The organism is Aeromonas sobria, assembly GCF_006243315.1.
Lineage (GTDB): Bacteria > Pseudomonadota > Gammaproteobacteria > Enterobacterales > Aeromonadaceae > Aeromonas > Aeromonas sobria_A.
On sequence record NZ_NKWE01000021.1, the window covers coordinates 78,273 to 89,985 of the forward strand.

Sequence of the window (11,713 nt, forward strand, 5' to 3'; positions counted from 1 at the left end):
TATCGCAGGGAGGCAGGACACCCATGGGCAGGCATTCGGCTCGCAGGCAGGTTAGCAAGCCCTGTGATGGTTGCCTTGTCCCGGGGGAGCGAGAAATGTGCCGGTGGGAGCAAGGATGCCGAGTTGTGAGCAAGGTCGCATCGGGAGAAGGTGCCAAACCAAGGGTGCAGAAAGTGGCAAGAGGGGAAAGATAGAGGGGCGGTTGGGGGTAACTCAGTGGCCTGATGGCGAACGGGCATGGCCGCGCCCATCACGCGAGGGGGCCGCAGGCCCCCTCGAAGATTAACTGAGGCGCCCGGGCAATGGCCCGGGGCGGCTCACTTGGGCTGCTGTTCGGCCCCCGACAGCTCGATCTGCACCTTTACCCCTTCGCTCTTGAGCTGGGTGGCGATGGCGTTGAGATCGGTACCCGGTTTGGCCTCCAGCAGGGCGATACCGCCGCTGCTCTGTTTGAAACTCAGGCCGTGGCGGCTTGCCAGTGCGGTGGCGCTGGCATCGTCAGCCTCCACCAGCAGGGTGCCGCTGACGGTGAGCTCCGGGCTGGCGGCCCCTTGCATCAGCACGTCACCGCGGCGCAGGGTCTGCTGCGGGGCCTTGCTGTCAAGACTGCGGGCGACCCGCTTCTTGCTGCCGTTGTCGGGAATGAGGTAGGTCTGGCCGTTCACCTCTATGGTGCTGTACTGCTTGCCATCCATGGTGACGGACTCCTCGGCGCAGAGCTGTCCCGAGAGGGGTGCCAGCAGGGTTGCCAGCAGCAAGGTAACAGGTTTGTTCATGGTAATACTCCTAGCGTGTTAGCTGCGGTTGGCATCGTGACCCAGGATCCGCAGGGACCATGAGATCAGCTTGCCCGGTTGGCGATTGTTGCGCTCGGTCAGGGTAGTGCGCTCCTTGGTCTCGCGATTGAGCAAGGAGACCTGACGGCTACCGTTGGCGACGTCGGTTACCTCCAGTCGCCACTCGCCCTCGGCAGCTTCACCGTAGAACTTGTGGGAGAGCATGCGCATGTCCCGCAGCCCTTTGGTGCGCACATATCCCAGTTTTTGCTGATCAAGGGATTGACCGACCAGGCTGTTGAAGGGGTTCAGCAGTATGCTGCGGGTGCCCGCGGGGGAGACCAGCTCGATCAGCAGGTCGGGCAGGCGCTGATGATCCAGACTCACCATCACCTGAACCGCTTCCACCGTCAATGGTGTCGCGATGCGGGTGGTGGAACGGGTCGGGCTGTTGCCCACATCCGCAATGGCGGCGGTACTGCCGGTGACGCTGCTCTTTTGCCAGGGCAGTTGCACCAGCGGCGGTAGCGGCTGGTGGCTGGCTGCCAGCGCAAGGGCCTTGTTGACATCGATCAGACCAAAGCCGTAAGTGGGGCTAAACCACATGCCGGCGGCATTGCGCTCCCACCCTTCCAGTCCGGTCACGTCGCGCACCTTGCCGGTGCTGCTGGTGTAGCTGACCATCACCGGCTGATGTTTGGCATCGACCCGGGTCGCGCTGCGCGCCAGCAGATCCCGCAGATCCCGCACCGGCAGATCCGGGTAGGCGGACATCAGCAGCGCCATGGCGCCGGAGGTGCTGGGGGTCGCGGAAGAGGTGCCGTTCATCACGCCGTTGTAGTCGCAGCTGGCATCCAGTTGCGGATTGCCGTGCAGCCGGTTGGTGCGGGGATCATTGGTGCGGTTGTAGCCCATGTCGCAGCCGGGCAGATCCGTGGTCACCATCGCCGGAGAGTCGGTACCATATTCGCCGCCGGTGGCGCTCAGGAAGACGTTGCTGCCGACGCTGGAGTAGGAGGATCTGACCCCGTCTGCGTTGAGGGCGCTCACCACCAGGTTCCAGAAGTTGCTATTGGAGGGGTCGAGGTTGCTGTTCTCAAACGGCAATTTGGGGCCGTTGCCGGTGCGGTTCAGGATATAATCACCTGCCGCTATTCTGTTGAAGCCGTTACCCGCCGCCTTGATATAGGCCGCGCCCTGTACCTTGAGGGTCTGCTGTTCGAACAGGCGATCAAGCTGGGATTGATCGAGAGCGTTGGCGGGGCGGGGATCCACCACACTCATGCCGTAGCTCTGGTTGAACACCCGGTTGTCGCGGCTGGCATCGCTGTCGCCAAGGGCGTAGAGCCAATCCTTCTGTAACTGCCGGCTGTTGTCATCCAGCAGGTTGAACCCTTGCAGCTGGGCTCGCGGGGCGATCCCTTTGGTGCCGATGACGTTATCCACCGCCGCAATAATGCCGGAGACCGAGGTGCCGTGCGCCGTATCCGGTTCGGTCGGGGTCGGATCATCGCTGCCGGTCACCACGTTTTTCGAGCCCGGGCGCACGTTGTCCGCCAGATCCGGGTGGGCGATGGCCAAGCCATCATCGACGACCGCGACGTTGACTCCCTGTCCCAATATCCCAGCGCGATGAGCCCACCAGAGGTTGAGATCATTGCCCGCTACCCCGCCACGGGCACTGAACCCATCCTGCCCGCTGTTGCGCAGATACCACTGCTGATCCTGCAGCGGATTGGCACCTGGCAGACAGCGTTCGGTGCTGTTGCGTCCGATATCCACGCCACTCTCCTTGCCGGTGAGCGGCGCACAACCTTCATTTGCCTGAACGAGCGCACTGGGCAGGGTCGACAGCAGTGCTGTGATCGCCAGTGCTAACGATGTTTGCTTCATTATTTTTTAAACTCCATCTTGGATCGCACCATCCTGGGTGCGATGGAAATCTATACACGGGCGATTGAGATTCAAAAAGAGCCTTTTTCAAAAACATCTACGAGCTTCAAAGAAATCCGATTCTGTTTGTGATAGGTATTCCAATGGCGCTGTTTATGTGTTCTATTGAGAATGGATCTCATTTTTTTTACTGATATTTTTGTCTGTAACTCCCCCTTTCGTTACTCTCCTTCTCAGCATCCATCTCGATACGGGGTAATCCCGAGGGCGCGTCGTGTGCTCTTTAAAGTGAACGGCATGGTTGTATGTGTAGGCGGGAGTGGAGGTATGCGTGGGGGAGTCAGAGCAAGGGCGATGAGGTGGGGTTTGTGCCACCGCTTTATTGCTTGGCGGTGGTGGATGGGTCTGTTATGGTAATTGAATTAGCCATTTAGATGGCTAGATTGCCGTGGTGTGAGGCGGGGCTTTGAGACCAACCCCGCCGCAGGCCCAGATCTTGATGCGTACCTGACAGGGAGTCCTTATGCCGTTTCGTTCCTTCTTATCTTCTCCTTTGACTGCTTCCTTGCGTGCCACTGCTGGCGCCAGCACCTTTATTGCAGCGATGGCGGTCGGGAGCCTCTCTTTTTCCGCAATTGCTGCCGATGCCCCCTTGCCGACCAAACAGGAGATAGTGATTGGCACCACGGTGGGAGATTTTGCCGACATGGTGACTGACTCCATCAAGCCGCAGCTGGAGGCCAAGGGGTACAAGGTCAAGCTGGTGGAGTTCACCGACTATGTGACCCCCAATATTGCTCTGGCTGACGGATCACTGGATGTGAACTGCTTCCAGCACAAACCTTATCTGGAGAGTTTTGCCAAAGACCGCGGCTTGTCGCTGGTACCCATTACCCAGGTGCCAACCGGCCCGATGGGGCTCTACTCCGGCAAGCTGGTGGCGCTCGACCAGGTGAAAGAGGGGAGTTCGGTGGCCATCCCCAACGATCCCAGCAATCAGGCGCGGGCGCTGCTGATGCTGCAGGATCTCGGTTGGCTCACCCTCAAGGAGGGGATCAATCCGCTCAAGGCGAGCGAGTTTGATGTGGTGAACAACCCGCATAATCTCAAGCTGGTGCTGCTGGAGGCCGCGCAACTGCCCCGTTCGCGGGAGGATGTGGATTTCTCGGTGATCAACGGTAATTTTGCCGCCTCTAGCGGCATCCCGTTTAGCGAAGGGCTGTTTCTGGAGCGCAGCTATGACTTCATCAACTGGGTGGTGGTGAAAAGCGCGGATGCGGATCAGCAGTTCGCCAAAGATGTGGCGGCAGCCTACAACTCCCCTGCGTTTAAAGCCTATGCTGCAACCCGTTTCGCCGGGTACAAGTATCCCCAAGGGTGGGGGAGTTAACTCACCTCCCGCAGCAGATGGTTGATTTATATAACGTAAAACGCCCCCGAATTCGGGGGCGTTTTTATAGGGGAGTGGCTCTGATCAGGGGTGGCGATAGAAGCGATTGAGCTCGTTCATTACCTGGATCATGGCGCCCATATCGGGGGTACCGTGCTTGATCGGGCGGTAACTGTTGCGCTCCAGCAGCTCGAAGTCACCCTGCTTGTTGAAGTGGGTAATGGTGTCGCCCTGATAGATGGCAAAGTCGTTCTGATCGCCCGCCAGCCGCCAGGGGCGTGGCGTGCTATCAAACAGATTGCGACCAATGCTGTAATCCCGAGCCTGATTGCGTACCCCCAGCATCCCTTGCATCAGGGTCGGGGCCAGATCAAGATGGCTACTGGGCTGATCAAGGACCTGGCTGTCACGGCCTGGCCAGGCGAGCACCAGTGGCACCTGCACCTGATAGGGTGAGTAGTTGCTGCCGGCGCCCCAGCTGTTGCTGCGGGTGTCGTTGAACTCCTGACCATGGTTGGCGGTGATCACGACGATGGTGTTGCTATCCATCCCCTGCGACTGCAATTTGGTCAGCATCTGTTCAAGCAACTGGTCGGTATAGAAGACCGAGTTTTTGTAGCGGTTCTCCAGTTTTTGCAGGTTCTCCGCCCGATAGGCGGTCGCCGGATTGAAGTTGGCGAGCTCCGGCTGGAATGGCCCTTTCATCGAGGCAGGTAACTGATAATCACCCGGGCTCGAGAGATAGACCAGCGAGAACCAGGGGCGCTCCGCTGTGCGTTTTTCTAGCCACAACTGCCAGTCGCTCAGCAGTTGGCCATCGTCGATTTGCTCGGAGACAAACACCTGTTTGCGCAGGCCCGCCAGAATGCTCTTGCGATACTTCTGGGCATCTTCCATCGCGCCAAACAGCCCGAACTGGTAATCCTGGCGCAGCATCTCGTCGAACAGCACCGGCGGACGCTTGTCGCTGCTGATGTCCTTGTAATAGTGACCCGGCAACCCGTAGAACAGGCTGAACATCCCCATCAGATCGTCGTTGCCACCACTCAAGTGATTGCGAAACGTGATGTGCTGATCGGCATAACGCTGCAAATTGGGCATGTTGATGTTGTTGAGCATGTCAAAGCGCAGGGAGTCGAGTACCACGATCAACAGATTATTGTGGCTAGCGGGCGCATTGACGTTTAGCGGGCGTAGCGGATAGATCATCCGGCTGTCGCTACTTTCGTGCTGGGATGCAGCTTGTTTTTGGTACTGATCCAGATCCAGCCAACCATGTTTGGCCAGGAAGGAGCGGGCCGTCATCGGGTAGGAGAGGGGGAAGTTGGCTCTCTGCATGGTGATGGGCTGATAGAGGGTGGCATCCGCCCAGCTGTTGACCACGTGGGTCAGAATAAAGCAGACCAGCAGGGCCAGCCCTACCTGATTGCCGTACTGGCGGCGCTTGCGCTTGTTGATCTTGCGCCAGACATAGGCCGACAGCAGCAGTTGCAGCAGGAAGATGGTGGGCACGGCGACGAAGATGATGCTCCAGATTGAGCCCTCCTCGGTTTGTGCCTGATCCAGCAGCAACTGCCATACCTGACTGTTGAGGTGGAACTTGAACAGCCGGAATACCTGGGTGTCGATCAGCAGCAACACCAGCGCCAGGGTGGCGATGATGGCCGAGATGAACCGCAACGATTTTTCCTTGGGCAGCACGAAGCTGAGCGGGAAGATCGTCAACAGGTAGGTGACAAAACTCAGGAACGAGAAGTGGCCAATCCAGCTTACAACGAGATAGATCACGCCAAGCGTGGTCGATGGCCAGCTGATGGCACCCAGATAACGGGTGGCGATGAGCATGGCCAAGATAATGTTGAAGAAGGAGAACCAATGCCCCCAGGTGATCAGGCGAGAGACATTATCACGATAGGGGTTACCGGTTTCGACCATAGTGATCCATCTGCGTTGAGAAACGTCAAATCAACAGAGTCGGGGACTCAGTGTGCGTCGTGGCGATTATCGACCGATGCGGTCAGGGCCTGGACAAATTTTTCAGTGATGGCGTGGCGCTGAGCCGGGGCCATACCGTTGATGATATTGGTGGTCAGGTTGCCAAGCACCATCAGGCTGAGATCCACCGGTGCTTTATGTTTTTCCAGCACGGTGATCAGGTCGTTCATCAGGGCGTCAAACTGCTCGTTCTTGTACTTTGATACGATGGGCATAATCTTCAGTTCATCTCGGTTCAAAGCGCCTTATAATACTTCACCCTTTCGGCTAACACTATGGCTTTGTGACATGAGTCTCGATATCGACAAGATCATTCTTCACTCCTTGCGCCAGGGCGGCGATGGTCAACCCCACGCCGACACTCGCAGTCAGACCCTCCCTGCTGATGAGGCAGTACAGGGGCTGATGGCGGAACTGCATCGTATCTACAACGGCAAGGGGGGCAAGGGCTTTGGCTTCTTTGCTGACCCCGAAACGGCCGTCGCCGAGCTGGCTGACGGTGAAGAGGCTGCCAAGCAGCCTTCACCTGCATTTCGTATCGCCCTTGAGCAACTGCTGGCCGAACAGACGGAATTTGTCCCTTTTTCGATCACTGTGACCCAGATGCTGGTGAAGCAGCTGGTGGAACACGCCCTCGATGAGCAAGGGGTGCTGCTGTTTGCCAAATACAACTACGTCGGGGTCGATTATTTGCTGATTGCCCTGCTGGAGGGCAAGGAGAGCGTCACCGTCAGCGAAGCGCTGGAATTGCGCCATATCCAGTATCTGGATATCGGCAAACTCAATCTGGTGGCCCGCATTGATTTGACTGAATGGAAAACCCAAGCCGATTCACGCCGCTATATCACCTTCAGCAAGGGGCGTATCGGTCGTAAACTGGGCGACTTTTTTATGGATCTGCTCGGTGCCCGTGAGGGCATGGATGCCAAGGTGCAAAATAAAGGCTTGCTGCAGGCGGTGGAAGATTATTGCGACAGTCAGCAGCTCGAAGCGACCGAGCGCAACGATTACAAAAAACAGGTCTTCAAATATTGCACCGAACAGGCCAGTGCCGGTGAAGAGATCGAAATCAAGGAGCTATCTGCCGAATTGCCCGGCGATGGCGACCTCGATTTTTACAGCTTTATCGGTCAGGAGTATCAGCTGGAAGATCGCTTCCCGGCCGATCGTTCTACCCTGCGCGGTCTGACCAAGTTTGTCGGCTCCGGCGGCGGCCTGACCCTGAGCTTTGAACAGAAACTGTTGAACAGCCGGATCTTTTACGATCCCCAGACCGACACCCTGACCATCAAGGGTGTACCGCCCAATCTCAAGGATCAGCTGCTGCGCCAGTCGTAGTGGGGCCTGTAGTGTGATCAAGTCGTCATTTCTTGCAAAAAGAGACTCCGCCCCGGCGGGGTCTCTTTTTTTATTGCGCCGCGGCAGACCTCGAAACTGGCGCGGTACTTTGTTAACAAATCAAACAAAATAAATCACCTGAAAGGGTTTTCATTGAAGTGAAAACCCTTTCATTGCGGTAATAAATTTTCATTTTGGTAATTATATTTCCTTGCTTGTACTGAAATAAGCCAATAATTGGGGCTAATTACCCATTTTAAGAAAATGTTTTCAGAACTTTCTGGAAGGAAATACGTAATTGCATTTCAAAAATGCGAGTTGCGTCATGTGAGCCGTTTGCCGCTTGGGATAATATCCATCTCGCACACAATGCTCTTACAGCGCGGAACTAATACAAGGAAAGGCTCATGAAAAAGAAATTGCTGTCATCCCTGATCGGTCTGGCCACTCTTGGCGTCGCTTGCTCTGCTACTGCGGCCATCGATGAAGGCCAGCTGACCATCTGGATCAACGGTGACAAGGGATACAACGGTCTGGCCGAAGTGGGCAAAAAATTTGAAGCAGAAACCGGCATCAAGGTAACTGTGGCTCACCCGGATCAGGTTGAAGTGAAATTCCAGCAAGCCGCTGCCACTGGCAACGGTCCGGACATCTTCTTCTGGGCTCACGACCGTTACGGTGAGTGGGTCAAAGCCGGTTTGCTGGTTCCGGTTAGTCCGAATGCCGAGACCAAAGGTAAATTTGAACAGCTGGCATGGGATGCCATGACTGTTGATGGCAAAACCTATGGCTACCCGGTTGCCATGGAAGCGGTCAGCCTGATTTATAACAAGGATCTGCTGCCCGAGCCGCCGAAAACCTTCGAAGAGATCGCCAAAATTGACGAGACTCTGAAGAAAAACGGCAAGCGCGCCATCATGTGGGCTTATGACACTCCGTACTTCAGCTATCCGCTGGTGGCTGCCAACGGTGGTTACGCCTTCAAGAAAACCGCGACCGGTTATGACGTCAAAGATACCGGCGTGAACAACGCGGGTGCCAAGATGGGCGTGGGCTATATCTCCGAGATGATCAAGTCAGGTCACCTGGAAAAAGGCATCGACTACGGTGTGATGGACGCCAAGTTCAACAAGGGCGAAGTGGCCATGATGATCAACGGTCCCTGGGCCTGGAGCAACCTGGACAAGAGCGGCATCAAGTACGGCGTAGCGCCGCTGCCGACCCTGAATGGCAAGCCTGCCAAAGCCTTCGTTGGCGTACTGGGTGCCACCATCAACGCCGCCAGCCCGAACAAGGATCTGGCCATCGAGTTCCTGGAAAACTACCTGCTGACCGATGCCGGTCTGGCACCGGTTAACGCCGACAAGCCGCTGGGCGCCGTTGCGCTGAAATCGTTCCAGAAAACCCTGGAATCCGATGCGAACATCAAGGCCACCATGCAAAACGCCCAGGCCGGTGAGCCGATGCCGTCCGTTCCCGAAATGAGCCGTTTCTGGTCTTCCTTCGAAACTGCCCTCAAGAACGTGACCTCCGGTCGTCAGGGTGTTGACGAAGCACTGGATACCGCTGCCAAGCGTATCGTTCAGTAAGCACGCACTACCCGGGAGGCCGCAATGGCCTCCCACTCTCTCAAATTTCTCTTGGCGTTATAAAGGTTAATTGGCATGGAAGTAGTACCTTCTGTTGAGTCCTATGCCGGTCCGAAGGATAAGCACACCTGGCTTAAGTGGACCATAGCGGCCCTGGTCGCCATCCTCAACGGCTACGCTGCCGTGATGATGTACGCCAGTGGCGAGTGGGTATTCGCGCTGCTGGATCTGGTGGTGGTATCCGTCGGTCTGTATGTCTTCATGAACAAGAAGACCTATGCCCATCGCTACATCTTTCCGGGTGTTGCGGGCATGGTTGTATTTATCATCTTTCCTCTCGCCTACACGATTGGTATCGCCTTCACCAACTATTCGGGGGCCAACTTGCTCTCCGTGGAGCAGGCGCGAGATTACCATCTGAAGAAAAGCTACAAGGTGGCGGGCGGTGAATTCGATTTTACCCTGCTGGGTGGCGACAATGGCCAGTTCCAGCTGCTGCTGACCCAGGATGATCACTCCTTTATCAGCCAACCTGTTTCCCTGATGACCAACAAGGCCCGTGAGCTGGCGTCCCGCGAGGGCCGGGTGCAGAACACCCAACAAGTGGTCGAACTGCAGCCCTTCACTGGCGAAGCCGCCAGCAAGGCCGCGCCGATCCGCGCCATTGTTGAGCATCGTACCCACCTGAGTGACCTGGATCTGGTGCTACCGGATGGCGGCACTCATCTTACCCTGAGCAGCCTGCGCAAGTTTGCCGCCCAGAAGCAGCAGTACACCCGTCTGATGGATGGCGCTGTGCTCAAGTCTGGTGTGGTGATCAAAGACAGCAACCTGCTGCGTGATACCCAGAATGGCGAGCTGATGCTGCCTAACGGTGAGACCGGCTTCTATCAGTACATCGACGAACAGGGTGAGTTTGTCGGCAAGGGCGTTGCACCTGGCTTTGTGGTGAGCGTGGGCTGGAAGAACTTCGCGCGCATCGTCAACGATCCGGGCATCCAGTCGCCGTTCCTGCAGATCTTTATCTGGACCGTGATCTTCTCCAGCTGCTCTGTGGCGCTGACACTGGCTATCGGCATGGTGTTGGCCAGTCTGGTGCAGTGGGAATCCCTCAAGGGGCGCGGTTTTTATCGGGTCATGCTGATCCTGCCCTATGCGATTCCGGCGTTTATCTCCATTCTGGTGTTCAAGGGGTTGTTCAACCAGAACTTCGGTGAGATCAACATGTTCCTGGAGGCGGCGTTTGGCATCAAGCCGGACTGGTATACCAACCCCTTCCTCGCCAAGGTGATGATCCTGATCGTCAATACCTGGCTCGGCTATCCCTACATGTTGATCCTCTGCATGGGCTTGCTCAAAGCCATTCCGGAAGATCTCTATGAAGCGTCCGCCATGGACGGTGCCGGTCCGGTGCAGAACTTCTTCAAGATCACAGTGCCGCTGTTGATGAAGCCGCTGACGCCGCTGCTGATTGCCTCGTTCGCCTTCAACTTCAACAACTTCGTGCTTATCCAGTTGTTGACCAACGGCGCACCGGACATCATAGGTGCCACCACCCCGGCCGGTACCACCGACCTGCTGGTGAGCTACACCTACCGGATTGCGTTCCAGGGATCGGGCGGTCAGGACTACGGTCTGGCCAGTGCCATCGCTACTGCCATCTTCCTCATCGTCGGTGCGCTGGCGCTGCTCAACCTGAAATTGTCCAAAGCCGACAAGCAACTGTAAGGAGGCGTCAATATGGCAATCGTACAACCCAAATCAGTCAAATACCGGGTGTGGGCAACCCACCTGGTCATGTGGTGCTTCCTGGCGCTGATCATCTTCCCGTTGATCATGGTTATCGCCATTTCACTGCGCAGTGGTAACTTCTCGGTCGGGGAGATCATCCCCACCAATCCGACCCTGGATCACTGGCGCCTTGCCTTGGGCATGACGGTCACCAACGCCGATGGCAGTCTGACGCCGCCGCCGTTCCCGGTGCTGACCTGGCTGTGGAACTCCATCAAGATCGCCGGCATCACGGCCCTGATGATAGTAGTGCTCTCCACCACCTGTGCCTACGCCTTTGCCCGCCTGCGTTTTCGTGGCAAATCCACCATCTTGCAAGGGATGTTGATTTTCCAGATGTTCCCGGCGGTACTGGCGCTGGTGGCCATCTACGCGCTCTTTAACAAGATTGGTGACTACATCCCCTGGCTGGGTCTCAACACCCATGGGGGCTTGATCCTGGCGTACATGGGCGGTATTGCCCTGCACGTCTGGACCATCAAGGGCTACTTCGAGACCATCGACTCCTCTTTGGAGGAGGCGGCAGCCATCGACGGCGCCACCCCATGGCAGGCATTCCGGCTGATCCTGCTGCCCCTGTCAGTACCCATACTGGCGGTGGTGTTCATTCTGGCCTTTATCGGCACCATCACCGAGGTGCCCATGGCCTCCATCCTGCTGCAGGATGTGAACAATCTGACCCTGGCGGTCGGGGCCCAGCAGTACCTCTATCCGCAGAACTATCTGTGGGGTGATTTTGCTGCGGCAGCCGTGCTCTCCGGCTTCCCCATCACAGTGGTGTTCCTGATGGCGCAACGCTGGTTGGTCGGTGGTCTCACCGCCGGCGGGGTGAAAGGTTAGGTGGTGCCACGCAGCCAGCACCAAGGTGTTCCTGATGGTCTATCACAGGGCTGGCTGGTCGGTGGTCTCACTGCCGGCGGGGTGAAAGGCTAAATGGGCGT

9 protein-coding genes are annotated in these 11,713 nt (G+C 57.0%); 5 read left to right on the plus strand and 4 right to left on the minus strand.

Annotated features, from left to right (window positions below; translation table 11 throughout):
- Nucleotides 1-317: 317 nt before the first annotated feature.
- Both CF137_RS06385 and asp read right to left on the minus strand, forming a co-directional pair.
- The gene (locus CF137_RS06385) at nt 318-776 is read right to left on the minus strand and encodes a serine protease chaperone (RefSeq protein WP_139718419.1); all 459 of its coding nucleotides are present in this window, start codon (nt 774-776) and stop codon (nt 318-320) included.
- A gap of 18 nt (nt 777-794) precedes the next feature.
- Complete coding sequence (gene asp, locus CF137_RS06390; protein ID WP_139718420.1) at nt 795-2,669, minus strand: serine protease Asp; 1,875 nt, start codon at nt 2,667-2,669, stop codon at nt 795-797.
- Between the two features lie 604 nt (nt 2,670-3,273).
- Between asp and CF137_RS06395 the strand changes: the two genes are divergently transcribed.
- Entirely contained in the window at nt 3,274-4,059 is a 786-nt protein-coding gene (locus tag CF137_RS06395; protein ID WP_139718491.1) for a MetQ/NlpA family ABC transporter substrate-binding protein, read from the plus strand.
- An 84-nt stretch (nt 4,060-4,143) separates the two neighbouring features.
- Here the strand turns inward: CF137_RS06395 and CF137_RS06400 are convergent, their stop codons facing one another.
- Both CF137_RS06400 and CF137_RS06405 read right to left on the minus strand, forming a co-directional pair.
- Complete coding sequence (locus CF137_RS06400) at nt 4,144-5,994, minus strand: DUF3413 domain-containing protein (protein WP_139718421.1); 1,851 nt, start codon at nt 5,992-5,994, stop codon at nt 4,144-4,146.
- A gap of 47 nt (nt 5,995-6,041) precedes the next feature.
- The gene (locus tag CF137_RS06405) at nt 6,042-6,269 is read right to left on the minus strand and encodes a YejL family protein (protein WP_101325071.1); all 228 of its coding nucleotides are present in this window, start codon (nt 6,267-6,269) and stop codon (nt 6,042-6,044) included.
- A 73-nt stretch (nt 6,270-6,342) separates the two neighbouring features.
- On the opposite strand from CF137_RS06405, the gene yejK reads away from it, so the two are divergent.
- The 4 genes from yejK to malG all read left to right on the plus strand — a co-directional run bounded on the left by yejK (nt 6,343) and on the right by malG (nt 11,612).
- Nucleotides 6,343-7,392, plus strand: coding sequence for a nucleoid-associated protein YejK (yejK, locus tag CF137_RS06410; protein ID WP_162515871.1), 1,050 nt, complete (start codon nt 6,343-6,345; stop codon nt 7,390-7,392).
- Nucleotides 7,393-7,799: 407 nt separating this feature from the next.
- Complete coding sequence (gene malE, locus CF137_RS06415) at nt 7,800-8,981, plus strand: maltose/maltodextrin ABC transporter substrate-binding protein MalE (RefSeq protein ID WP_042022285.1); 1,182 nt, start codon at nt 7,800-7,802, stop codon at nt 8,979-8,981.
- Between the two features lie 75 nt (nt 8,982-9,056).
- Nucleotides 9,057-10,709 carry a maltose ABC transporter permease MalF gene (gene malF, locus CF137_RS06420; protein ID WP_101325069.1) on the plus strand — a complete coding sequence of 551 codons (1,653 nt, stop codon included), beginning with the start codon at nt 9,057-9,059 and terminating at the stop codon, nt 10,707-10,709.
- Nucleotides 10,710-10,721: 12 nt separating this feature from the next.
- Nucleotides 10,722-11,612, plus strand: coding sequence for a maltose ABC transporter permease MalG (malG, locus tag CF137_RS06425; protein ID WP_101325068.1), 891 nt, complete (start codon nt 10,722-10,724; stop codon nt 11,610-11,612).
- The last annotated feature ends 101 nt before the right edge of the window (nt 11,613-11,713 follow it).

What these genes read in the sequence shown, in the direction of transcription:
- CF137_RS06385 (WP_139718419.1), bottom strand. Translation starts at nt 776, where the DNA reads ATGAACAAACCTGTTACCTTGCTGCTGGCAACCCTGCTGGCACCCCTC.
- asp (WP_139718420.1), bottom strand. Translation starts at nt 2,669, where the DNA reads ATGAAGCAAACATCGTTAGCACTGGCGATCACAGCACTGCTGTCGACC.
- CF137_RS06395 (WP_139718491.1), top strand. Translation starts at nt 3,274, where the DNA reads ATGGCGGTCGGGAGCCTCTCTTTTTCCGCAATTGCTGCCGATGCCCCC.
- CF137_RS06400 (WP_139718421.1), bottom strand. Translation starts at nt 5,994, where the DNA reads ATGGTCGAAACCGGTAACCCCTATCGTGATAATGTCTCTCGCCTGATC.
- CF137_RS06405 (WP_101325071.1), bottom strand. Translation starts at nt 6,269, where the DNA reads ATGCCCATCGTATCAAAGTACAAGAACGAGCAGTTTGACGCCCTGATG.
- yejK (WP_162515871.1), top strand. Translation starts at nt 6,343, where the DNA reads ATGAGTCTCGATATCGACAAGATCATTCTTCACTCCTTGCGCCAGGGC.
- malE (WP_042022285.1), top strand. Translation starts at nt 7,800, where the DNA reads ATGAAAAAGAAATTGCTGTCATCCCTGATCGGTCTGGCCACTCTTGGC.
- malF (WP_101325069.1), top strand. Translation starts at nt 9,057, where the DNA reads ATGGAAGTAGTACCTTCTGTTGAGTCCTATGCCGGTCCGAAGGATAAG.
- malG (WP_101325068.1), top strand. Translation starts at nt 10,722, where the DNA reads ATGGCAATCGTACAACCCAAATCAGTCAAATACCGGGTGTGGGCAACC.